Origin of the sequence: Sphingobium sp. PNB, from assembly GCF_019873065.1 — a bacterium.
In the GTDB taxonomy this organism is placed as follows: domain Bacteria; phylum Pseudomonadota; class Alphaproteobacteria; order Sphingomonadales; family Sphingomonadaceae; genus Sphingobium; species Sphingobium fuliginis.
Genome location: NZ_JAINEZ010000001.1, coordinates 1 through 22189, shown reverse-complemented (window position 1 = coordinate 22189; position 22189 = coordinate 1). Strand labels below are relative to the sequence as shown.

Annotated in this window: 21 protein-coding genes; 9 read left to right on the top strand and 12 right to left on the bottom strand. The window is 66.5% G+C overall.

Translation table 11 applies throughout. From position 1 onward, the window contains the following. Positions 1-16: 16 nt before the first annotated feature. Genes K7W03_RS00100 through K7W03_RS00090 form a run of 3 tightly spaced genes read left to right on the top strand, consistent with a single transcriptional unit; the run spans position 17 to position 3338 of the window. The gene (locus tag K7W03_RS00100) at positions 17-1360 is read left to right on the top strand and encodes an LLM class flavin-dependent oxidoreductase (RefSeq protein ID WP_222885163.1); all 1344 of its coding nucleotides are present in this window, start codon (positions 17-19) and stop codon (positions 1358-1360) included. Beyond that, positions 1357-2949 (top strand): FAD-dependent oxidoreductase, encoded by a 1593-nt coding sequence (locus tag K7W03_RS00095; protein ID WP_222885162.1) that lies wholly within the window; start codon positions 1357-1359, stop codon positions 2947-2949. The genes K7W03_RS00100 and K7W03_RS00095 overlap by 4 nt, the downstream gene beginning before the upstream one ends. Then, complete coding sequence (locus K7W03_RS00090; protein WP_222885161.1) at positions 2946-3338, top strand: ferredoxin family protein; 393 nt, start codon at positions 2946-2948, stop codon at positions 3336-3338. Before K7W03_RS00095 ends, K7W03_RS00090 begins: the two co-directional genes overlap by 4 nt. Positions 3339-3476: 138 nt before the next feature. On the opposite strand, the gene K7W03_RS00085 is transcribed toward K7W03_RS00090, so the two are convergent. Both K7W03_RS00085 and K7W03_RS00080 read right to left on the bottom strand, forming a co-directional pair. Then, positions 3477-4139 (bottom strand): peroxiredoxin-like family protein, encoded by a 663-nt coding sequence (locus K7W03_RS00085; RefSeq protein ID WP_222885160.1) that lies wholly within the window; start codon positions 4137-4139, stop codon positions 3477-3479. 209 nt (positions 4140-4348) lie between these two features. Next, positions 4349-5860, bottom strand: a complete 1512-nt coding sequence (locus K7W03_RS00080) for a PAS domain-containing protein (protein WP_222885159.1) — start codon at positions 5858-5860, stop codon at positions 4349-4351. A gap of 138 nt (positions 5861-5998) precedes the next feature. On the opposite strand from K7W03_RS00080, the gene K7W03_RS00075 reads away from it, so the two are divergent. The 4 genes from K7W03_RS00075 to K7W03_RS00060 all read left to right on the top strand — a co-directional run bounded on the left by K7W03_RS00075 (position 5999) and on the right by K7W03_RS00060 (position 9790). Then, a complete protein-coding gene (locus tag K7W03_RS00075; RefSeq protein WP_025548007.1) occupies positions 5999-7174 on the top strand; it encodes a zinc-dependent alcohol dehydrogenase in 1176 nt (391 codons plus the stop codon). Positions 7175-7185: 11 nt separating this feature from the next. After that, complete coding sequence (locus K7W03_RS00070; protein ID WP_102999902.1) at positions 7186-7776, top strand: hypothetical protein; 591 nt, start codon at positions 7186-7188, stop codon at positions 7774-7776. An 81-nt stretch (positions 7777-7857) separates the two neighbouring features. After that, the gene (locus tag K7W03_RS00065) at positions 7858-8604 is read left to right on the top strand and encodes a type 1 glutamine amidotransferase domain-containing protein (RefSeq protein WP_222885158.1); all 747 of its coding nucleotides are present in this window, start codon (positions 7858-7860) and stop codon (positions 8602-8604) included. A gap of 94 nt (positions 8605-8698) precedes the next feature. Further along, entirely contained in the window at positions 8699-9790 is a 1092-nt protein-coding gene (locus K7W03_RS00060) for a potassium channel family protein (RefSeq protein WP_222885157.1), read from the top strand. A 225-nt stretch (positions 9791-10015) separates the two neighbouring features. Here the strand turns inward: K7W03_RS00060 and K7W03_RS00055 are convergent, their stop codons facing one another. Next, positions 10016-10906 carry a LysR family transcriptional regulator gene (locus tag K7W03_RS00055; RefSeq protein ID WP_037481824.1) on the bottom strand — a complete coding sequence of 297 codons (891 nt, stop codon included), beginning with the start codon at positions 10904-10906 and terminating at the stop codon, positions 10016-10018. 174 nt (positions 10907-11080) lie between these two features. On the opposite strand from K7W03_RS00055, the gene K7W03_RS00050 reads away from it, so the two are divergent. Both K7W03_RS00050 and K7W03_RS00045 read left to right on the top strand, forming a co-directional pair. Next, positions 11081-13441, top strand: coding sequence for a TonB-dependent receptor (locus K7W03_RS00050; protein ID WP_222885156.1), 2361 nt, complete (start codon positions 11081-11083; stop codon positions 13439-13441). Positions 13442-13462: 21 nt separating this feature from the next. Then, positions 13463-14869, top strand: a complete 1407-nt coding sequence (locus K7W03_RS00045; protein WP_025548017.1) for a sulfatase — start codon at positions 13463-13465, stop codon at positions 14867-14869. A 16-nt stretch (positions 14870-14885) separates the two neighbouring features. Here the strand turns inward: K7W03_RS00045 and K7W03_RS00040 are convergent, their stop codons facing one another. The 9 genes from K7W03_RS00040 to K7W03_RS00005 form a co-directional block, all read right to left on the bottom strand. Then, positions 14886-16553 (bottom strand): sigma-54-dependent Fis family transcriptional regulator, encoded by a 1668-nt coding sequence (locus K7W03_RS00040; protein ID WP_025548019.1) that lies wholly within the window; start codon positions 16551-16553, stop codon positions 14886-14888. Between the two features lie 69 nt (positions 16554-16622). After that, complete coding sequence (locus K7W03_RS27650) at positions 16623-17114, bottom strand: hypothetical protein (protein ID WP_319024272.1); 492 nt, start codon at positions 17112-17114, stop codon at positions 16623-16625. Positions 17115-17236: 122 nt separating this feature from the next. Next, complete coding sequence (locus K7W03_RS27645; RefSeq protein ID WP_226869576.1) at positions 17237-17680, bottom strand: 2Fe-2S iron-sulfur cluster-binding protein; 444 nt, start codon at positions 17678-17680, stop codon at positions 17237-17239. Continuing rightward, complete coding sequence (locus K7W03_RS00030; RefSeq protein ID WP_025548022.1) at positions 17680-18039, bottom strand: phenol hydroxylase subunit P4; 360 nt, start codon at positions 18037-18039, stop codon at positions 17680-17682. The genes K7W03_RS27645 and K7W03_RS00030 overlap by 1 nt, the downstream gene beginning before the upstream one ends. A 51-nt stretch (positions 18040-18090) precedes the next feature. Then, positions 18091-19647 (bottom strand): YHS domain-containing protein, encoded by a 1557-nt coding sequence (locus K7W03_RS00025; protein ID WP_025548024.1) that lies wholly within the window; start codon positions 19645-19647, stop codon positions 18091-18093. Between the two features lie 3 nt (positions 19648-19650). Further along, a complete protein-coding gene (locus K7W03_RS00020; protein ID WP_007684796.1) occupies positions 19651-19923 on the bottom strand; it encodes an MmoB/DmpM family protein in 273 nt (90 codons plus the stop codon). Beyond that, positions 19920-20915, bottom strand: coding sequence for a phenol hydroxylase (locus K7W03_RS00015; protein ID WP_044661077.1), 996 nt, complete (start codon positions 20913-20915; stop codon positions 19920-19922). Before K7W03_RS00015 ends, K7W03_RS00020 begins: the two co-directional genes overlap by 4 nt. Before the next feature lie 23 nt (positions 20916-20938). Beyond that, the gene (locus tag K7W03_RS00010) at positions 20939-21190 is read right to left on the bottom strand and encodes a phenol hydroxylase subunit (RefSeq protein WP_025548028.1); all 252 of its coding nucleotides are present in this window, start codon (positions 21188-21190) and stop codon (positions 20939-20941) included. Between the two features lie 293 nt (positions 21191-21483). Then, complete coding sequence (locus tag K7W03_RS00005; RefSeq protein ID WP_226869588.1) at positions 21484-22134, bottom strand: TonB-dependent receptor domain-containing protein; 651 nt, start codon at positions 22132-22134, stop codon at positions 21484-21486. Positions 22135-22189 lie beyond the last annotated feature (55 nt).

Genomic DNA, 22189 nt, shown 5'->3' with positions numbered 1-22189 from the left:
TTCGGAGGATTTGGACATGGCGGACACGGCGCAGCGGCGGTTGCATCTTGGCGCGATATTGGAAGGGGTCGGGGCGGATCATGTCAGTTGGCTCGACCCCGAGCTGCCGGGCGACGCCAGCATCGACATCGACTGGTATATCGACAATGCCCGGGCGGCGGAGGCGGCGAAGTTCGACCTGGTCTTCATCGTGGATTCGCCCTTCATCACGCCCGATACCGCGCCGCATTTCCTGAACCGGCTGGAGCCGCTGACCCTGCTGTCGGCGGTGGCGGCGTCGACGTCGCGCATCGGGCTGGTGGGCACGCTCACCACCTCTTACTGGGAGCCCTATAATGTCGCGCGGCAATTCGGGTCGCTCGACCAGATCAGCCGGGGCCGGGCCGGATGGAACGTCGTCACCACCGGGCTGGAGGGCGCCGCCCGCAATTATGGGCGGGAGGAGCATTTCGACCACAAGCTGCGCTATGCCCGCGCCCGCGAATTCGTCGATGTGGTGCAGGGCCTGTGGGACAGTTATGAGGACGACGCCTTCCCCCGCGACCGCGAGGCGCGCATTTTCCTGGACAAGGCCAAGCAGCACCGGCTGGACCACAAGGGCGCACATTTTTCGGTCGCCGGGCCACTGGCGCTCAGCCGGTCGCCGCAGGGACAGCCGGTGATCTTCCAGGCGGGGGACAGCAATGAGGGCCGCAACCTGGGCGCGGCCATTGCCGAGGGCACCTTCACCAGCGCGGAGGATTTCGAGACCGGGCGGGCCTATTATGCGGACATCAAGGCGCGGGCGGCGGCGCTGGGGCGCAATCCCGACCTGATCAAGGTGCTGCCCGGACTGGCGCCGATCATCGCAGAGACCGACGAAGAGGCGCAGGCCATCGCCGCGGCCGCGCAGGAAGCGCTCGACGTCGGCAAGCTGCTGGTGCAGATCGGGCGGGCGTTCAACTATCACGACTTTTCCCGCTACGATCTGGACGCGCCCTTCCCCGACCTGAGCGGCGTCACGCTGAACAGCTACAAGGGCCATGCCGAACGGATCATCCGCGTGGCGCGGGAGGAAGGGCTGACGCTGCGCCAGGCGGCCTATCGCTTCGGCCAGTGGCGGACGGACTTCGTGGGATCGCCCGAGACCATAGCGGACGAGATCGAGCGCTGGTTCACCGGGCGCGCCGCCGACGGTTTCCTGCTGCGGGTGACGCGGCCCAAGGATTTCAGGCTGTTCCGGGAGCGGGTCGTGCCGATCCTGCAGGCGCGCGGATTGTTCCGCGGCGATTATGCGCACCGCACCCTGCGCGGACATCTGGGCCTGCCGGTTCCGGAAAACCGGCATGCGCGGGAACAGCACGCGATCGCCGCGGAATGACGGAGGAAGGGATCGACCTTCAGGCCGACGTGCTGATCATCGGCGGCGGCATGGCGGCGTGCTGGGCGGCGATCGCCGCGGCGCAGGCGGGCGCCGACGTGCTGCTGGTCGACAAGGGATTCGTCGGCACCAGCGGCGTCACGGCGACGGGCGGCCCCAATCACTGGTGGGTCGCCCCCGAACCCGGCAAGCGCGAAGCCGCCGTCGAGGAACGCCATGCGCGCAGCTTCGGACTGGCCGAGCGGCACTGGATGGCGCGCATCATCGAGGAAAGCTGGATCGCCCTGCCCACGCTCGCCCGCTATTATCCCTTTGGCGGCGACGGCAGGGGCGGCACCTTCTATCCCGGCGTGCGCGGCCCGGAATATATGCGCGCCCTGCGGCGCTATGCGACCGATGCGGGGGTCCGGATCCTCGACCATCACCCGGCGCTGGAACTGCTGGTGCATGACGACGGATCGGTCGCGGGCGCGGCCGGGCATGCGCGCCTGACGGGGCAATCATGGCGGGCCCGGGCGGGCGCCGTGATCATGGCGACGGGCGGATGCGCCTTCCGTTCCGGGCTGATCGGCAGCCATGGCAATACCGGCGACGGGCTGCTGATGGCGGCGGAGGCGGGCGCCGCGCTGTCCGGCATGGAATTTTCCGTTTCCTATTCCCTCTCCCCCGCGTGGAACTCGACACGCACCCTGCCCTATTTCGCCGCGCGCTTCTTCGACCAAGACGGCCGGGAACTGGACATTCCGCCGCCCATAGGCGGGGAAGGCGCGCATCTGAGGGCACTGGCGAGCGCCATGCTGGCCGGGCCGGTCATCGCCGACCTCAGCGATGCGCCGGAGGGGTTGAAGCCGATATTGCGGCGCATCCAGCCTGCCTCCCCCACGCCGTTCGAGCGGCGCGGGCTGGATATTTTCCGGGACCGGTTCGAGATCAAGCTGTTCGGGGAAGGCACGGTGCGGGGGACCGGCGGGTTGCAGGTCGTGGACGCGCATTGCCAGACGAGCCTGACCGGACTCTATGCCGCCGGCGACAGCGCGACCCGGGAACTGGTCGCCGGGGCGACGAGCGGCGGCGGCGCGCAAAATGCCGCCTGGGCGCTGACCTCCGGCCGGATCGCCGGTGCGGCCGCGGCGGCACGGGCGAAGCGCGACGGGCGGCGTCTGGGCGCGGCGGCGCGGGCCGTCGGCCAGGCGGGGTTGCGCCCGGCCGCTTCCCCGCGCCCGGTCGATCTGAAGGCGGTCCTGCCGGTCGTTCAGCATGCCACCATCGGTTATGACGACGCCCTTTGGCGCAGCGCGCCCAAGCTGGCGCGGGCGCGTGACGCGCTGGACGGCGCGTGGCGCTTGCTGGCCGATCATGGCCAGGGCGTGGGGCTGGACAGGGTCGGGCTGCGCGAACATGCCGCGATGATCGCCGCTGCGCGCTGGGTGACCGCGGCCGCCCATCGACGCGACGAGAGCCGGGGCATGCATATGCGTGCGGACCGCCCCGCGACGGACGCCGCGCTTGCCAGCCGCCTGCTGACCGGCGGCACCGACAAGGTCTGGACCCGTTTCGAAACCCCCGCCTTGCAGGAAGCCGCCGCATGATCGCCCATATCTTCGAAGACCGGTGCACCGCCTGCCAGGCATGCGTTTCGGCCTGCCCCACCCATGTGCTGGATGCCGGGCCCGATGGCGCGCCCCGGATCGCGCGGCTGGACCAATGCCAAACCTGTTTCCTGTGCGAGCTTCATTGCGAAGCCGACGCGATCTATGTCGGTCCGGACCAGAGGCAGCCCGAAGCGATCTCGCCAGAGGCGATCCTGGCGTCCGGGCATCTGGGGCGGCTGCGCCACGACCATGGCTGGGACCGGGAGCCGGAGCCGGGCAGCACGGGCCATTTGCATGACTTCTGGCAGCTGGGCCCGCTGCTGCGCGAAGGCGCCGAGATCGCGGCGCGCCGCTATGCCGAACGCCATGCGTCCGACAGGGCGTGAGTGACGGACAGGGCGGGGAGCGATGCCGGCGCATGAGCCGGTTCTGCGGCTGTCGAACCGATCGATCCATGACGCCTGAGCAGGCGGGCCGTCCCCTCGCCTTTCCCGCATTGGCCATGGGAAAGGCGAGGCGTTCCGTCAGCCGATATGCTGGTCCACATGGTGGAGGACGGTTTCCGCTTCGGGGCGGTCGAGCCAGTCGGGGCTGACCTGCAACCAGCGCAGCACGCGCCCCGCGCCGACGAGCAGGAAAGCGGGCTGGGGCAGTTCCCAACTGCCCGTGCCCGTCACTTCACCGATCCAGCCGGCCGGCGGCGGCGAGGGACGATGATCGGGCTGGAAACTGATGTTCAGCAGCCGCGCCAGCGCGTTATCCGCGTCGGTTGCGACGAGAAAGGGCAGATCGTGCCGCGTCTTGACCTCCCGCAGCAGCAACGGCGGTTGCGGGCTCAACGCCACGAGCGGAATGCCGCGCTGGCGAAGGCCGGGGAACAGCGCATCGGCATAATAGGGCAAGGCGATATTGCAGGCCGGACAACCGGCATAGCGGAAGAAGAGGAACAGCGCGGCGCCGCCTGAGGTCAGTTCGTCCAGGCCGAACGTATCGCCCCCCACCTCCACGAAGGACAGAGGCGGCAGCACGGTGCCCGGCTGGGCCACGGCGGCGGGATCGAAACGGTCCAGCAACTGCTTGCGTTGCCGGGCATTGCCCTCAAGCTGGGCCGGGGGCCAGCTCCTCTCCCGCTCTGCCTGCAAAGCGGCATAGCGAGCCTTGAGCGTTTCGTTGACTGTCGTGGCCATGATGATCTCCTTCGCCGTGCACCTCCCTCATTTTGGCGGCGACCCGCGACCGCCACCAATGAGACTTGCCCGGCCAATCACGAAGAATGATCATAGATCGGTTGCATTCGAGGGGCCCGAGCCGGCGAACGGGCCGGTTTTCGTGAGAATTTCCCGGTCGGGTGGGCCTGTGCCGGCATGGAGATCGAAACTGGCCATCGCAGACGGGCCTAGGTGGCACCCCGCTGTTCGCCGCCCTCGCCGCTCGCCGGCGTGATCCCGGCGGCCAGGGCGAGCTGAAGCAGTTCGGTCAGGCTGTTCGCGTTCAGCCGATTCATCACCTGGGCGCGGTGCAGTTCGACCGTCCGGGGGCTGATGCCGAGCTTCTGGCCGATGATCTTGTTGGTCCCGCCGTCGACCAGGCCGACCAGCACCTCGCGTTCGCGGGGCGTCAGTCGCGCGATGCGGGCGCTGGCGTTTTCGTCCCGCGTTGGCGCCCGCGCCGAAGCCTGGCACTCCGCAATGGCGCCGGCAAGGCTGGCGCGCATCGACGCCTCGTCTCCGGCAAGGATGTAGTCGACGGCGCCCGCCTTCATCGCGGAAACCGCGCACGTCACATCGGCACCCGCCATGTCCAGCGCGATGGTGGGTATCGTGATCGCCCGCGCCCTGAGCTCGCGTGGCACGGACAGCCCCTCGTCCCGCCCCTTGCGCAGGTCCAGGAGCACGCAGCCCGGCGAGAGGACGGGCGCCATGTCGAGAAAGGCGGAACCGCTGTCGAACGTCCGTCCGCGATAACCCAGCGCCCGAACCAGCGCGCTCAGCTTGCGCGCCTCGGCCGCCTTGCCGCTCACCACATAGACATGGCGGACATCGTCCTGGGTAAGGTCTTCGGTGATCCCGCCGATCCGGGTCACAGCGCCCGTGTCGTCGAAAATCGGAAAGCTGGTGTCCCGAAGCCAGCGCATGGCGCCATCGCGGGGCCGCACGATCCGGTATTCGAACTGCACGACGTCTCCGGCCTTCACGGCGGCGAGGGCGTGGCCGACCTGCGGGCGATCCTCCGGGTGCACGTCCTTCATCCATTCGGCGAAGTCGCTCGCCGCCTCCTGACAGGGCACGCCCCAGATCCGCTCATAGGCGGCGCTCCGGTAGATGATCGCGCCGGCGACCGGGTCGCCGATCCAGATCAGGTTGCTGCTATGCGCGGCGAAGCTGCGGAATTGCGCCTCGCTCGCGCGGATCGCGGCCTCCGCCCGCCGCTGCGCCGTCACGTCGATCGCGGCGCCGATGAACCCGACCGCGCGCCCGTCGGCGAAGCTGGTGCGGCCGGAGGTGGCGATGCGGCGCGTGATGCCGTCTTCTTTCCCGATCACGCGATATTCGACATTATAGCTGCCGTCGCCACGGGGATCGACGCAGCGCGCAATCGCATCGCGGACCGGCTGGCGATCGTCGGGATGAATGCCGGCTTCGAACACCGTCATGTCGACCGGCGTATCGGCAGGCAGGCCCCACATCGCCCTTAGCCGCTCGTCCCACTCCAGCGATCCGGTGTCCGGGTTCCACGAGTAGATGCCGATGCCCACCAGTTCGGTCGCCGCCCTCAGACGGGCTTCGCTACTGCGAAGGGCGTCCGCGAACCGCCGCCATTCGCTGGTGTCGCGCGCCGGCCCGTCGTCGTCGTCGGAACAGAGCGCTTCACTGCCTTCCCGGGCGGCCGTTGGTCGTAACTCTTGCACCACGGCGCCGGCTCTCCTCAAACGCTTGCCGCCCAGTCGGCAAAAGCCGGTGACCGGGGAAGGTTCCCTAGGGATCGCCCTTATGGGTTGCGGGCGGGGCGAGCCCCAGATGGGCGCCATCCAACCAAGGAGACCGGCATGAAAGCCCTAGTCTGGCACGGCAAGGAGGACATCCGATATGATACCGTATCCGATCCTTCGATCGAAAACCCCCGCGACGCCATAATCAAGGTTACAAGCTGCGCGATTTGCGGTTCCGACCTTCACCTTTTCCACAATCTGATCCCTGCCATGCTGCCCGGCGACATCATGGGCCATGAGACGATGGGCGAAGTCGTCGAAGTGGGCAGCGCGGCCAAGGATTCGCTCAAGAAAGGCGACCGCGTCGTCATACCCTTCACGATCCAGTGCGGAGAATGCGACCAGTGCCGGCGCGGCAACTTCTCGGTCTGTCAGCGGACGAACCGGAAGGGCGGACTGGGCGACAAGGCCTTCGGCCACAGGACGGCGGGGCTGTTCGGATACACCCACCTGACCGGGGGCTATCCGGGCGGTCAGGCCGAATATCTGCGCGTGCCGTTCGCGGACACCACGCACATCAAGGTGCCCGACGGGATCGAAGACGAGAAGCTCCTCTTCCTTTCCGACATCCTGCCGACGGGATGGCAGGCCGCCGTTCAGGCCGACATCCAGCCGGGCGATACGGTGGCGGTCTGGGGCTGCGGCCCGGTCGGCCAGATGACGATCCGATCGGCCATCCTGCTGGGCGCCGAGCAGGTGATCGGCATCGATCACCTTCCCGAACGCCTGTCCATGGCCGCGGCGGCGGGCGCCATCACCATCAACTTCGAGGAGGAAAGCGTCGTCGAGCGGCTGAACGAGCTTACCGGCGGAGAGGGGCCGCACAAGTGCATCGACGCCGTCGGCACCGAGAGCCATGTCAATCTGGGCCAGCCGGACACGCTGATCGACCGCGCCAAGCAGATGCTGATGGTGGAGAACGACCGGCCGCATGTGCTGCGCGAGATGATCTATGTCTGCCGGCCTGCCGGCGTCATCTCGATCATCGGGGTCTATCTTGGCCTGGTCGACAAGATTCCGATGGGGCAAGCCATGAACAAGGGCCTGACCTTCCGCATGGCGCAGGCGCACGTCCCGCGCTGGACGGGCGATCTCCTCCGCAGGATCGAGGACGGCCAGATCGACCCCTCGTTCGTCATCACCCACAAGGTCGACCTGTCCCAAGGTCCCGAGATGTACGCCACGTTCCGCGACAAGGCGGATGGCTGCATCAAGGTCATGCTCCAACCCTGAAGGAAGCACCCATGCCTCTCACCAATCTCACCGGTATCGCGCGGTCCGACGGGGACCCCCGCGTCAAGCAGAAGGGTCCAAGTTCGATGAGCAGTGCCGACCGGCTGGCGCGCGCGCTCGGCTGGTTCTCCATCGGCCTGGGCATCACCGAACTGGTGGCGCCCGGGCGCATCGCCCGCGCGCTGGGCCTTGACGACAAGGAAGGCCTGATCCGCGCCTATGGCGTGCGCGAACTGGCCAGCGCGATCCCGACCCTGTCGGTGGACAAGCCGCTGGGGCTTGCAGCCCGGATCGGCGGCGACGCGCTCGACCTGGCCACCCTGGCAACCGGCTTGCACCGCGACAATCCCAAGCGCGGCAATGCCGCGATCGCCATCGCCCTGGTGGCGGGAATCACTCTGCTCGACATCATCGCCTATACGGGCGTCAAGGCTGTGCACCGCCGCGACCCACATTCCGGGGAGCGGGACTATTCCGATCGGTCGGGCCTTCCGCGGGGACCGCAGGCCTCACGCGGGCTTGCCCGCGAGGACTTCGACATTCCGCCGGATTATCGGGCGGAGGGCCAGACGGCGGACGCTGTTCCTCACCTGGTCGCCTAGCGTCGCCAATCCCTGACCCGGCGAAGGCGTTCGCCGGCGACAGCGGAGCCCGGCCGCAATTTGAATGAATGAGGGATGATCATGGATCGAACCGGCAAAATCCTTATCGTCGTGACCAATGTCGACCAATATGATCGAGTGGGGTTCAGGACCGGCCTCTGGCTTGGGGAGCTTACCCATTTCTGGGATGCGGTCGAGGAGCATGGCTTCCAAAGCGAGATTGCGAGCCCGTCGGGCGGCTGGGTCCCGCTCGATCCCCAGGGGCTGATGATGCCCGAAATGGGGCACAACAGCCGCCTTGGCGGCGACGTCACCCGCCATTATCGTGACAGGCAGTTCATGGACCGCCTCAACCACAGCCTGCCGCTTGGCGAGGTCAGCGTCGCGGACTATGACGCCATCGATCTGGCGGGCGGCCATGGCACGATGTGGGACTTCCGCTCGCCCGAGCTTGGCCGCCTCCTTGCCGAATTCCATGACAGCGGGAAGATCGTATCCGCCGTCTGCCATGGCCCGGTGGGGTTCATTGAGGCAAGGCTGGGCGACGGCCGTTGGCTTGTGCAGGACAGGGACGTGACCGCCTTCTCCTGGGCCGAGGAACAGGCCGACAATCGCGAAGACATCGTACCGTTCAACCTGGAGGAAGAATTGAAGGCGCGCGGCGCGCGCTACACCAAGGCTGTCTTGCCGTTCGGCAAGCATGTCGTGGAGGACGGACGGCTGATCACCGGCCAGAACCCGGCGAGCGCGCGCGGCGTCGGCGAAGCGGTCGCCCAGGCCCTGCGGAAGTCCGCGCCACCGGTCCACGGGGATGCCGCCGCCATATAAGGGTCGAGGAGCCGAAAGAGCGGGCCGGTGGGAACCGGACTGCCGACCGGGCGCTGATCCCCGGCCGCCCGATTGCGCCTGTTGAGGGTAGGACATGATCATCGAACAGATATTCGGCGCGGCGTTGATCCTGCTGTTCCTCGCCGACATCTTCCTGACCGTGCTCTATGCGCGGGCGGGCACCGGGCTGCTCGCGCCCCACTGGAACCGTGGGATGTGGGCGCTGCTCCACGGCATCGCCGGGCTGTCGGGCAGGCGTCGCGGCACGATGCTCTCATTCGCCGGCCCGCTCATCGTCGTTTCGCTGATAGGCTTTTGGGCGATCGGCCTTTCGCTGGGCGCTGCGCTCGTGATCCGGCCGGAACTCGGCACCGCGATCCGGCCGTCCAGCGGCGAGTCCCCGACCGACTTCGTGACAGCGCTTCTGGTCGCGGGGAACAGTCTGTCGATCGTCGGGGGCGGCGATTATTCGCCTCACACGACCGGCACGCGCCTGCTCTTCCTCATAAATTCGCTGATCGGCGCGTCGGTGCTGTCACTGGTGCTGAGCTATCTTGTCCAGGTCTATTCCGGCCTGCGCGAACGCAATGTCCTGGCGCTCGCGGTTGACCTGATGACCGACGGAACCGGCGATGCGGCGGTGATGCTAGCCCGGCTCATGCCGGAAGGCGAGGCGAGCAACGCGTCCAGCGAGCTGGGCAATCTCGCCCGATCGCTCGCCGCGACCAAGGAGGCGCACCATTTCTATCCGCTGCTGTTCTACTTCCGCTTCGAGGAGCCGCTCTACGCCGTGTCGCGGTTGACCTTCGTCCTGCTCGACGCGGCTACCCTGATCGAAACCGCGCTGGATTCCCGGCGCCATGGCGCTGCGGCGGCCTTCGCCCCGGCCGCCTCGATGCGACGCGGCGCCCGGCTGCTGCTGGAGACGCTGGATTCGAACTTCCCGACCGCCGACGTCCGCAGCGATGCCGCCGCCGAGGCCCAGCGCCTCCGCCAAAGCTATCTGCATGCGATCCGGACGCTCAGAAACGCCGGGATCGCGGTGAAGGCGGACGGCATCGAGGCATATGTCGCGGCGCGGCAGGAATGGGAACCGCTGGTCCGGCGCGTTGCTCCGACCCTGGGCTATGCCATGCCCGAGATCGACCGGCGGCCCGCGCGAACGGAGACAGGCGCCGCATATTGACGCTTGCGATTTGGGCTGCCGACCGCAATTCTGCGGTGAAGATTGGAGGCAGTCGTTGTTAGGATCAGAGGCACCCATGGGAAACGCCAATGGTCGCCCAAAAGGACAGGTAGCGCAAAAGATATTGGTGCGTCCGATCTGCCGGCGTGAACGTTGTGTAGCTGAAGAACGCCATCCTGTCGCAAGTGACTGGGACCTTTCGATCGAAGAGCTGATGGATCGAAATCATCCACGGCGCGCTTCCCCGTTGCCGACGACTTCGCGAAAGAACAAAGCCAGGCGGTCGCGCGTGCCCTGATCGAGAGATTGGGAGAGGAACAGCCGCCTCTCCCAGGTGCCGACCTTGACGATCGGCACCAGGCGGTGTTGGCGATCCAGCCTCTGCACAGTGGAATGCAGCATGATGACGGCCCCCGCGCCCTGCGTGGCCAGTTCCACGGCAACCTCGTGATGCTGCACCTCGCTGTGCAAAACCGGTTGCATGACTCCGGCCGATGCGAGCATGCGCAGTTGGTCGCAGGTCCGCAGCGGCGGAATGTTCCAACTGATGAAGGGGAGCGACTGCAAGCCCCTTAGCTTCGCCTGGTCGCGCAGCTCCCGCGTGGCGAAGACGAAGGCCGGCTCTGCGAAGATCGGTTCGAACCCGCCTTGCGGATCGGATTGCTCGCGGGAGAATATCGCGCAGTCCAGAATGCCCCGCGCCACCTGGTCGTCGACATCCGCTCCAGACGCGTTGTGGACGAAATCCAGGGCAATGTCGGCATTCTCCATCAGGAAACGCGGCAGCGCGGGCCGCACATATTCGTTAAGCAGGAAGGTGCCGATGAAGATGCGCAGCTTCTGCGGCGTCGCCCCGCGGAACAGCCGTCCCAGCTCATGCCCCTTCTGGACGAAGGTCTTGACGCCTTCCTGGAAGCGTTCGCCTTCGGCTGTCAGGCGCATGCTGCGTCCCGCCCTGCGGTGGAACAGGGTGGCGCCTATCTGCTGTTCCAAGGCGCGCATCTGCTCGCTGACGGCAGCCTGGGATATGCGCAGATTTTCCGACGCCTGACGGAAAGACTGCGCCCGGCCGACCGCCAGGAAGATTTCCAACTGGCGCGGCGTGAAACGGAACATGGCCGATCTCTCCCCCCTGCTGCTGCCGCGCCTCTGCGGGCGCTGCACCAGGGTATAGGCTGCACCTTGTCACCGGGCAAGGTCGAGCCCCATTGTCCTGCCGCCTCCTTATGGCGACAGTACCCGGAACAAGCGGGGCCGACGGATGATCGGCCAGATCATGGAGGGGGAGATATGAACGGGAAACGACATCTGGCGCGCCGCATGCCGAGGCTGGCGCTGCTCGCCGGGCTCTGCCTGCCGGCGATGGCGGCCGCGCAGGACGATGCCGGATCGTCCGGCATCCAGGACATTGTCGTCACCGCGCAGAAGCGCGCGGAAAATGTCCAGGACATCCCGATCGCGATCAACGCGCTGGGCGGAGAGGCCCTGGCCGAACGGCGGATCGCCGATCCGACCGATCTGGTCCGGCAATTCCCGAACCTGAGCTTCAAGCAGAGCTCTGCCGTCAATGCGGGCATTTCCATCCGCGGCGTCGGCACCCAGAATTTCCACCTTACGGCGCAACAGGCGGTGGGCCAGTATCTGGACGAGGTGTCGCTGGTGACGCCTTTCTCCAGCACCTTCGGCCTGTTCGACCTGGAACGGGTGGAGATATTGCGCGGGCCGCAGAACACCCTGTTCGGCCGCAACACCACCGGCGGCGCGATCAACTATGTGTCGCGCCGGCCCGACGCGGGCCAGGGCTTCAACGGCTATGCCCGCATCAATGCCGGGCGCTTCAACCGGATCGATGTGGAAGGCGCGATCGGCGTGCCGCTGACCGATACGCTCGCCATCCGCGTGGCGGGGCAGGTGCAGACCCGCGACGGCGTGTTCCGGGATGTCGCGACCGGCGAGAAGATCGGGTCGACGAAGCGCTATTCCGGCCGCTTCGGCATCGGCTGGCAACCCGATGACGACACGGAATTGCTGCTGTCGGGCCGTGTCGGCTATAATCGCGGATCGCGTCCGCCGCGCAAGGCGGTCGGCCGTTTCCTGCCCGACGGCGTCACCCCATGCCCCGCCAACGATCTGGGCGTCGAACAGTTCGAACGCGTCAATAATTGCGTGTCGACCGGCAAGGGCGGCCTGACCTTCAATCCCTCCCTGTCGCGCTGGCGCGACGCCTATGACGCGGGCAGCAATCTGGCCGATGTCGATTTCGAGGGCGGATCGCTGCGCCTGCGCCATGATTTCGGCGGCTTCTCCCTGACCGCAATCTCCGCCTTCGACCGCACCAAGGTTCTCTATGCGGAGGAAGGCGGCGGCCTGCCCTACGCCCAGTTCCAGGTGTTCCAGGACGCGCTCTACGACGTCTATTCGCAGGAGGTCCGGCTGACCTCCGGCGCGGACGGGCCGTTGAAATGGATCGCCGGGGCCTATTGGTCCTATGAAAAGGACAGCCTGGCCACCATCGTGCGCAACAATTTCGCCGGACCGCCGACGCTGGCGGTGGTGCCGATGGTCGCCATCGACCAGAAGGCGGAGATCGCCTCCTTCTACGGGCAACTCGACTATGCGCTGACCGACCGGCTGGACATCAGCGCGGGCCTGCGCTGGACCAATGACAGACGGCAGGGCCTGCGCGACGTGATCACCGCCCTCGACAGCGTGACCGGCCTGCCCGGCGCGGCCCGCCTGCCCGCCGACTTCTTCTTCTCGCGCGGCTTCCTGACCGGCCTCGCCGCCAATTTCACCCTGCCCTGCGCGGCCGGCGTGGTCGGCTGCCACGGCCCGCTCACGCCCTTGAAGCAGGATGTCAGCAAGCTGGCGGGCAAAATCTCCGCCAATTACGAACTGGCGACCGACGTCATGGCCTATCTCAGCTATTCGCGCGGCTTCAAGTCGGGTTCCTTCGACATCCGCGCCCAGGGCGTGTTCAACGGCACCGGCAACACCCCGGTCCGCCCGGAAACGCTCAACGCCTATGAACTCGGGCTCAAGTCGCGCCTGTTCGATCGCCGGGTGCAGATCAACGTCGCGGCGTTCCGCTACGACTGGAAGGACCTGCAGACCTTCGGCCAGGTGCCGGTGCTGGGCCCGGCCTTCATCAACCTGCCCAAGGCGCGGCTGACCGGCGTGGAGGCAGAGGCGAAGATCGCGCCCGGCGGCGGCTTCGAACTGGACCTGGCGGGCGCCTTCCTCGACACCGAGGTGATCGACGTCGGCGCGCTCACCCCGCAGACCGCGCTCAAGGGCGCGCCGCTCCAGCAATCGCCGCGCTGGTCGTTCAACGGGACCGCAAGCCAGACCGTCGAGCTGGGCGACAATCGCCTGACCGGGCGGCTCAGCGGCCGCTATGTCGGCGCGCAATATAATGAACTGACCAAGGCGCGCAGCGGCTATATCGATCCCAGCTTCTTCGTCGACGCCTCCATCGGCTTCGATTTCGGGCGGGACCGGCGGCACCAGATTTCCTTCTACGCGGACAATCTGACCTCGGAAAAGACCTGCCTGCGCAAGGAGCCGTTCGACGGCCTCAGCAACACCAACACCTGCGTGCCCAACGAAGGAACGGTCCTCTACGGCGTGACGCTGTCGACGCGCTGGTGACCGGACAGGAGGTTTGACGACATGAAGACATCGATGACCGGCGCGATGACGCGCCGGGCGGCGCTCGCCGCCCTGGGTTCGGCGGTGGCGGCCCCCGCCGTCGCCCGCGGCGGGCGATCCGGCCCGCGCCGGCCCAACATCCTCTATATCATGGCCGACGACATGGGCCATGCCGACCTGGGCTGCTATGGCAGCCGCAACATCCGGACCCCGGCGATCGACGCCATTGCCGCTCGGGGCGTGAAGTTCGGCAACGCCTATGCCAATAGCTGCGTCTGCTCACCCACCCGCGTCGCCCTGCTGACCGGCCGTTACCAGGGACGGTTCCGCATCGGGCTGGAGGAGCCGATCGCCTTCAACGGCGCCGAACTGTCCCTGCCCCGCGGCACCAGGACCCTGCCCGGCCTGCTGCGGGATCTGGGCTACACGACCTCGCTGGTCGGGAAATGGCATATGGGGGAACTGCCGGCCTCCAGCCCGCTCGATCACGGCTATGACTATTTCTTCGGCATAGCGTCGGGCGGCACCGACTATTTCGCCCATGCGACCAGCATCAACGGCCATGAGATGGGCAAGCTGTTCGAGAACCGGACGGAAATCGACCGCCCCGGCTATCTGACCGACCTGCTGGGCGCGAAGGCGATCGATCGGATGCAGCAGGCGGCGCGGCAGGACCGCCCCTTCTTCATCAGCCTGCACTTCACCGCCCCCCATTGGCCCTGGCAGGGCCCCGGCGACGCCGCCCAGGGCAGCGCCACCGCCGATCCGCGCCAGATGGACGGCGGCAATGTCCGCGCCTATGCCGCGATGATGGAGAGCATGGACGCCAATGTCGGCCGCGTGCTGGCCGAACTGGCGCGGCTGGGGCTGGAGGAGGACACGATCGTGATCTTCACCAGCGACAATGGCGGAGAGCGCTTTTCCGACAGTTGGCCGCTGACCGGGATGAAGGGCGAATTGCTGGAGGGCGGCATCCGCGTGCCCCTGATCGTCAGTTGGCCCGCCCATCTGCCCAAGGGGCGCGACAGCGCGCAGGTGACCATGTCGATGGACGCGCTACCCACGCTGCTGTCGGCGGCGGGCGGCGACCCCGGCCGGGTGGAGGGGCTGGACGGCATCGACCTGATGCCCTTCCTGCGCGACGTCGACAGCAGGACCGACCGCACGCTGTTCTGGCGCCACCGCGCCGGCGACCAGATCGCAGTGCGCAGCGGCCAGTGGAAATATCTGCGGTCCTACGGGCGGGACTATCTGTTCGACCTGTCGCAGGATGAGCGCGAACGCGCCGACCGCAAGGCGGCGATGCCCGGCAAGGTCGCCGAGCTCAAGGCCGCCCATGCCGGCTGGCTGGCGCAGATGCTGCCCTATCCGGAGCATAGCTATAGCGAGGACATGCTGGGCAAGTTCGCAGACCGCCCCGGGGAATGAAGGGCGTTCGCGGCGTTCAGCCGCCCGCCTGCTTCAATCGATAGTCGAGCTGCCGCCGGGACATGCCGAGCATGCGCGCCGCATCCGCGACATTGCCCCCGGCGCGGCGCAGCGCCTCCTCCACCAGCGCGGCCTCATAATCCGCCAGCAGCAGCGGCGCCCTTTCGATGTCGGGTATCAGCGGCGCGCCGGTGACCGCCAGCCTGCCGTCCGGGCGCACATGCGCCTGTTCGCGGCTGTCGGGTTCCAGCACGATCGACAGGGTGTCGACGTCGATCCGCCCGCCCGGTTCGGCCAGCAGCACGCCGCGCTCCAGCACATTCTCCAGCTCGCGCACATTGCCCGGCCAGCGATAGGCGATCAGCGCGCGCATCGCCTGGTCGGACACGCCGCGCACCGGCTTGCCGTGCCGCCGGGTGAGCCGTTCCACCAGCGCCTCGACGAACAGCGGAATGTCGGCCGCCCGATCGCGCAGCGGCGGGATGGCGACGGGAAAGGGGTTGAGCCGGTAGAAGAGGTCGGCGCGGAACGTCCGGGCCGCCACCGCCGACGCCAGATCGACATTGGTCGCCGCGACGATGCGGACATCGACATGGCGCAGCCTGTCGCCGCCCAGCCGCTCCACCTCCCCCGTCTGGAGCACGCGCAGCAGCTTGACCTGCGCGGGCAGGGGCAGGTCGCCCACCTCGTCCAGGAACAGCGTGCCGCCGTCCGCCCGCTCGAACCGGCCGAGCCGCTGCCGCTGGGCCCCGGTATAGGCGCCGGGCTCGACGCCGAACAGCTCGCTTTCGATCAGGTCATGGGGGATGGCGCCGCAATTGATCGCGACGAAGGGCTTGTCGCGGCGCGGCCCGTTGTCGTGCAGCCAATGGGCGAACACTTCCTTGCCGACGCCCGTTTCCCCGGTCAGCAGGACGGTGATGCTGCTGTCGGCGGCGCGGCGCAGCAGGTTCATCGACTTCAGGAAAGCGGGCGACTGGCCGATCAGCGATCCGGCCTGCTTTTCCCGCCGCAGGGATGCGCGCAGTTCCCCGATCTCCTCCGCCATGGCGCGCAACTGGCCGGCTATGTCCTCCGGGTGCATGGCCTTCAGATAGGGGTCGTCCGCGGGCAGGTCGGACGCGATCTCGCCCACGATGGTGCAATGCGGGTCGCCCTTCGCCTTGCACATCGTCTCCCGGAAGATGACCGGGCGGCCCATGAAGGCGCTGACATAGCCGGAGGCATAGCCCAACTGGTTCCAGCAGGTGGCGTGTTCGCCGATGCCGAAATGGACTATCTGGCTTTCCGCCTCCCAGCTTTCGGTCCAACGGAACTCGCCGTGGAAACGCCCGGCGTCCAGGTCCAGCTCGCACCGGATGGTCTCCACCTGCACCAGCCCTTCCAGCTTGTGCAGCCGGGGGCCCAGCAGGAAGACCTCCTCATAATCGCGGTCGCCCACCATCTTGCGGGCGATCTCCGCATCCTGCATGCCGGATTGATAGCCCATGCGCATCAGCAGCGCGCCGGCCCGGCCTTCGCCCAGCGTGCGCACCATTTCCGCCCGCAGCGCGCCCAGCGACCCGGCGTGCAGCAGCAGCATCCGCTGTTCGTCCAGCCAGACGGTGCCGGTGCCGGGGTCGAACCGCAATTTCGACCACAGGTCGATCCGGCCCGATCGGTCGTCGAGCGCCTTGCTCGCCATCTTTGCCCTTCTCCCCTCGCCGGTCCGGCCGTTTCGCCGCTTTCAGCCCGATCCTAGCGCAATATCCGGTCAGATGCGCCTGAAAAGCGGACTTCGAACCTGCTGCGCGTCTGCGGCGGAGAAGAATTTTTCGGTGTAGATGTCCTTTTCGAACAGGCGCCCCTGCATCAGCGTGGCAAGGCAGGCCTCGATCATCACCGGCGGACCGCAAAGATAGGCCTTGTGTCCGCGGAAATCATTGTCGAAAGCCGCCCTGGCGGCTTCGTGGACATAGCCGCGAAAACCCGTCCAGCCGCTGTCCGCCGGTTCGTCCGAAAGCGCGGGGACGTAGCGGAAATTGGCATGGGTCCGGGCCAGCGCCTCGAACTCTTCATGATAATAAAGCTCCTCCCGGCTGCGCGCGCCATAGACCAGCGTGATCGGCAGCGTCTCGTTGCGGGCGATCAGGTCGAGGATCATCGAGCGGGGCGAGGACAGGCCCGAACCACCGGCCAGGAAGAGCATGGGCGCCTTCGCCGAATGGCGCACGAAGAAGCGGCCATAGGGGCCGGACAGCTTCACCCGGTCGCCCTCCTTCAGATGCTCATGTATCCATGTCGTCCCGACGCCGCCGGGCACGATGCGGATATTGAGTTCGACGGCGCCGGGCGCATGGGGATTGCTGGCGAGGGAGAAGGCGCGGGTCAGAACCCCCTCCTCCCCACCGTCAGGTTCACATATTGCCCCGCCTGGAAGCGGATCGGGCGATCCAGCGCGACATGGATGCCCCTGATGGTCGGGGTCAGCGGATCAATGCGGGTGACGACGCCCTCGAAATCCTCGACCGGGATTCCCAATGCGTCGGGGTCTTCCTCTATATCCGCCTCTATGCTGACATCGCTTTCAAGGCGGGCGCAGCAGGCCAGCGCCTTGCCCTCGTCGCGCTCGAAATCCATGAGCGCGAAGCTGGACGCCTCCCCATGGTCGATTTCGCTGTCCGTCACCTGGATCTTGCAGGTGGCGCACAGGCCATGACAACAGGCATGCGGCAACCAGATGCCCGCGCGCAGGCAGGCGTCGAGGATGGTCTGCCCCTCCGCCACTTCCACCTCGTCGCCGGTGGTTTCGATGGTCAGCGTGTAGCTCATCAGATGCCGGCTCCGTTCAGGCCGTCGCGGCCAGGCGTGCGGAAGCGCAACGCATCCTTGTGGCTGAGGCCATTGGCCGCGATGCTGGCCTGCATGTCGGGGGCGAAGGCTTCGCCGTTACGGGTCCAGACGGCGCTGTTCCAGTCGATCCCCGCCCAGTCGGGATGCTGGCCGAAAATCTCCGCCATGGGTCCGGCGATGAAGTGCGCGAAGGGCAGGTCCGGCGGCAACGGCCAGGCATAGGGGCTGGAAAAGAGCAGATGCCCGTCCCAGCCGGCATAGATGACGCAGGCGCCGTGGAAATTTTCAGCCTTGTCGGCCGGTTCGAATTCATAGGTGTCGATGGCTTTGACGGCCATGATGTCTCTCCTGGAATATGATCCCTTCCGTGAGGGCGGTGTGGCCGGCTGTCAGTCGTTGGCCTTTGCAAGGCCGCGCCACATGGCGAAGTTCCTTTCATCCGTGGACCCGTTGTGCAGGCCGTTGTCGCGGCCATGTTCGATGCGGAAGAAAGCCAGCGCCTCGGCGGCGGGATTGAAGCCCTCGGCCGTCGGGTCCGTGCCGGGGCGGAAGGCGTTGCCCTTGAAGACCTCATGCCCGGCGATCTTCGACTGAATGAATTTTTCCGGTTCATCCTCGAAAATTTCGCGGCAATGGTCGGAACAGAAATGATATTGCTCGCCCTTGTAGTCGGCATGGCGCTGGCACAGTGTCAGCGGATCGCCCGGTTCGGTGAACATCATCGGAATCTGGCAGACCTGGCACTGCATCGGCACGGCCGTCGCCTCGAACGGCTTTCCTTCCGCTTCGCACTTCGCCCAATATTCATAGCGCGGACGGTAATAGCGGTCGAACGTGTCCGGATATTTGGCGGACAGCCAGTCCATGTCCTCCTTCGACGGCAGCCAGACATGGAAGTCGCTGGTGCCGCGCGCCTGATAGAAATGGCACCATGCGATATGGGACAGGTGGTCGCGCTCCAGCCTGATCTGCTCGACGCAGGGCGGCATGACGATGCCGTAGCGGGCGAGATCGCGGAACAGGGCGCCGCAATTCTCCTCGAAATAGATTTCCCACGCCTCCGCCCAGCTCATCACCCGCTTGGGCAGCATGTAATCCTGCATCATCGCGACCAGCGTCAGCAGCCGCACGCCGCGCCAGGTCCATTTGTTCAGCCATTTCTGGACGATGGGGACATTGACCGGGTCCTGCTCCAGCACGAACTTGATGACCTCCAGCCCCAGGGTCATGTGCCGCGCCTCGTCCGACTGGGCGGAAAAGCCGAAGGTCATCGCGCCCATGTCGCCATTATAGGCCGCGCCCGAAATGAAGGGCACGAAGACGAGGTTGGTCAGCACATATTCGAAGGCGAAGCCGATGGCGACGATGAATTCGAACGGGCCGCCAGTCGCCGCATCCTCGAAGAAGCTCTTGGGCACCTGAAGATAGGGCAGATAGTCGTGATGATGGCGGAACTCCGCCATGCCGCTATAATAGCGGTTATAATTGCTGATGGCGTGGATCTGCGTCTGCGAATGGCGCATTTCGTCCAGCGACTGCATCATGCAGGCGACGCGCGGGCCGACGCCCCGGAATTGCCGCCCGATATGGGCGAACCCCCGGTGCGACATATATTCCAGCGGGGCGAAGCCGTTGACGAACAGCTTCACCGTATTGATGTAGCGCGCGTCGGACAGGGTGAGATGGCCGTTGCTCTGAGCGAAGGCGTCGACGATGGCGTAGAGCTTCCGCTCCTTTTCCGCCTGATATTTCCAATAGGCGTCCATGGTCAGGCGGAACGGGTCTTCCCATGCGTCCCAGTCGTGGATTTTGATCCCCTCGAACCGGTCCATCGGGAAGATGTCGTCGATCGGCTGATAGCTCGGTTCCCAGCCCAGGCCCCGCGTCATCAGCGCATAGCGTTCCTTGAGGCCGAGTTTCTTCTTCTTCGTGACGGGCATGTCCATGGCTCAGCGGTCCCAGCTCAGAGTGAAGATGTCGTCGGTCTCGTCCACGCGGCCCGACAGGGAGATCATGTTGACGTGCAGTTCCTGAAGGTCGAAATCGCGGCCGATCAGCTCTTCGATCGTTTCGCGGCGCACGACCAGCGTGCCCGGCGCGGTGATGCGCACCATCGCCGGCTGCGGGTCCAGGCTGGCGGCGGGATTGTCCGCCATGATCGCGTCGATGACATGGCGGGTGTCGTCATTGGCCTGAAGCGCGAGGAAGACGGTGCTGCTCATGCGCGGACCCCCGCCCTGGCGGCGCGGGCGTCGAGCGCGGCGCACAGTTCGTCCATGACGGCGGCGGACCGGTCCCCCAGCCCCATTTCGGCCAGCGGACAGAGCGCCGCGGCGGCGCGCGGCGTCCATTTGGCGATCCACTGGCCGATCAGCGCGGCATTGCCCGCATCGTCGGCACAGGCCGCCTTGATCTGCGCGTCGACCCATTTGCGCGTTTCCGCCGCCCATTCATTCTGGAACTGCGTGACCATCGCCACCGCGGCGCCGCCGCGCTGCGCCAGGTCGCCGTCGACGATCGTCTGGAAGACCAGGGGATAGAGCAGGCCGTCGAGCACCAGATCCTGCGCTACGAACAGTTCGAACCAGTCCTGCTCCACGAACAAGTCCTCGACCAGGCGGCGCAGCGATTGCCAGCGCACGTCGTGCAGCCATGCCTCCTTGGCCGCGTCCAGCGCTTCGGGTTCGGCGAGCAGCAGGCCAAGGCGCGTGTCGAACTGCGCGATGCCCAGCTGGTCCATCGCATAATAAAGCGCCGGCTGGGTGATGCCCGTGCCATAGCCATAGGCGGCGATGAAGTCATTGTTCATCGACGCGCCCCAGGCGACATGGCGCAGCGGCAGGATCAGGTCGAGCGCGAGGGCGCGGATGTCGTCGGGCAATGCGTCGGCCAGGCCACGCGTCTCCACGAAGTCGAAGGCGGCCTCCGCCGCTTCCTGCTGCCTGGCGCGGGCCAGGACGTAGCTGCCGTAATAATATTGGCGCGGATCGCGGAAGGCGTACCAGTCCGCCATCTTCAGCTTCGTGCGGCTTTCGTCGAAATAATCGTGGGCCGGGTCCCAGAGCGGACGATAATGCTGGTTGCCCGTGGTCTGGAGGCCGATCGTGCCCTCCTGATAGCGGGACGCCGGCTTGTCGCCGCCGATATGGCGCGCGACATGGCCATAGGTCTGCCGCTGCGGCGCGATGGTGACGGTGCGCAGGTCCATCTGCATGGGGTCGGTCTCTCCTCTCTTGCTTATCGGGCTTCGCCGGCGAGCACCCGCGCCAGCCGGGCGTCGAAATCGTCCTGCTCCAGCGGCTGGCCGGTCACGTCGGTCACGCGGTTGACGGCGCAGAATTCCTCGAACGCCGCGGTCGGCATCAGCAGTTCCACGAAGATTTCCGGGGCGCCGATGGCGAAGTCGAATTCGATCAGGCCGTTTTCGCGGCGGTTGCGGACGCGCACGAACTTCGCGTCCAATATGTCGGATTGCGGTCGTTCCGCCATCTTCCTCTCCCGGCTGTTGCCTTGTCCTTTCTGTTTAGCAAGGCCCATGCCAGTTCGATTTTCCCGGAAATCCGGACTTTTCGCGCACGCCGCATCGACAATTTTGTCATGGGCGGGCCGCCGTCGACAATTTTGTCGAAATCGCGCCCGCCCCTTCCCGCCCAAAAAAAGGACCGCCCGGACCGGGCTGCGGAGGCAGCCGATCCGGACGGTCATGGCAGGCCGCGCGCGGGAACCGTCCCTTGCGCCCTCTGTCCCGCGACGCCCGACCGGCCACGGGAACCCCCTTGTCCTCAGTTGCGCACGCGCAGGGTCAGGAACCATTCGCGCGGGCGGCTGAATACGCCCGAATAGATCGCCTCCGCATTGGTGTAGCCGGACACGACGGCGCGGCGGTCGGCGATGTTGGTGACCCCGGCCTGAATTTCGTAGCGTTCGCCGGGCGCGCGCCAGGTGACGGAACCGTTGAAGAAGCTGCCTGCCGGCGTGGCCAGCACCGGCGTATTCGCCTCGTCATTATAGGTCTTGCTGGCATAGGTCCAGTCGACCCGCGGCGTGAAGCTGCCGATGCCGCTGGTCTCGAAAGTGTAGGCGGTGCCCGCCTGCGCCTGCCATTTGGGCGTGTTCACGAACTTCTCCTTCCCCGTCAGCGGCACGCCGGGCAGGATGCTCTGATATTCCGCGTCCAGATACCCAAGGCTGGCGTCCAGCGTCCAGTTGCGCACCGGGGCCAGGTTCAGCTCGGCCTCCACGCCGCGGATGCGTCCGTCCCCGCCATTGGCGGTGACCGGGGACGACCCGTTATGGAAGGTGAGTTGGATGCTGTTATATTCCGTGTTGAAGGCCGCGACGTTCAGCCGGACGCGGCGGTCGAACAGTTCGGACTTGATGCCGATTTCCGTCGTATAGGCCTTTGAGACCTGTGCGCGGGTGGGCGTAGACAGAAGCGTTGATAGCTGATTCTATGGGCTTTCCAAGAAGGAGAGCAGCGGATGGCGC

Bases quoted from the DNA above. Each gene is read 5' to 3' on its own strand.
- K7W03_RS00025 (WP_025548024.1), bottom strand. From the start codon at position 19,647: ATGGACATGCCCGTCACGAAGAAGAAGAAACTCGGCCTCAAGGAACGC.
- K7W03_RS00015 (WP_044661077.1), bottom strand. From the start codon at position 20,915: ATGCAGATGGACCTGCGCACCGTCACCATCGCGCCGCAGCGGCAGACC.
- K7W03_RS00050 (WP_222885156.1), top strand. From the start codon at position 11,081: ATGAACGGGAAACGACATCTGGCGCGCCGCATGCCGAGGCTGGCGCTG.
- K7W03_RS00040 (WP_025548019.1), bottom strand. From the start codon at position 16,553: ATGGCGAGCAAGGCGCTCGACGACCGATCGGGCCGGATCGACCTGTGG.
- K7W03_RS00055 (WP_037481824.1), bottom strand. From the start codon at position 10,906: ATGTTCCGTTTCACGCCGCGCCAGTTGGAAATCTTCCTGGCGGTCGGC.
- K7W03_RS00010 (WP_025548028.1), bottom strand. From the start codon at position 21,190: ATGGCGGAACGACCGCAATCCGACATATTGGACGCGAAGTTCGTGCGC.
- K7W03_RS00020 (WP_007684796.1), bottom strand. From the start codon at position 19,923: ATGAGCAGCACCGTCTTCCTCGCGCTTCAGGCCAATGACGACACCCGC.
- K7W03_RS27645 (WP_226869576.1), bottom strand. From the start codon at position 17,680: ATGAGCTACACGCTGACCATCGAAACCACCGGCGACGAGGTGGAAGTG.
- K7W03_RS00045 (WP_025548017.1), top strand. From the start codon at position 13,463: ATGAAGACATCGATGACCGGCGCGATGACGCGCCGGGCGGCGCTCGCC.
- K7W03_RS00030 (WP_025548022.1), bottom strand. From the start codon at position 18,039: ATGGCCGTCAAAGCCATCGACACCTATGAATTCGAACCGGCCGACAAG.
- K7W03_RS00085 (WP_222885160.1), bottom strand. From the start codon at position 4,139: ATGGCCACGACAGTCAACGAAACGCTCAAGGCTCGCTATGCCGCTTTG.
- K7W03_RS00100 (WP_222885163.1), top strand. From the start codon at position 17: ATGGCGGACACGGCGCAGCGGCGGTTGCATCTTGGCGCGATATTGGAA.
- K7W03_RS00060 (WP_222885157.1), top strand. From the start codon at position 8,699: ATGATCATCGAACAGATATTCGGCGCGGCGTTGATCCTGCTGTTCCTC.
- K7W03_RS00075 (WP_025548007.1), top strand. From the start codon at position 5,999: ATGAAAGCCCTAGTCTGGCACGGCAAGGAGGACATCCGATATGATACC.
- K7W03_RS00065 (WP_222885158.1), top strand. From the start codon at position 7,858: ATGGATCGAACCGGCAAAATCCTTATCGTCGTGACCAATGTCGACCAA.
- K7W03_RS00090 (WP_222885161.1), top strand. From the start codon at position 2,946: ATGATCGCCCATATCTTCGAAGACCGGTGCACCGCCTGCCAGGCATGC.
- K7W03_RS00095 (WP_222885162.1), top strand. From the start codon at position 1,357: ATGACGGAGGAAGGGATCGACCTTCAGGCCGACGTGCTGATCATCGGC.
- K7W03_RS00070 (WP_102999902.1), top strand. From the start codon at position 7,186: ATGCCTCTCACCAATCTCACCGGTATCGCGCGGTCCGACGGGGACCCC.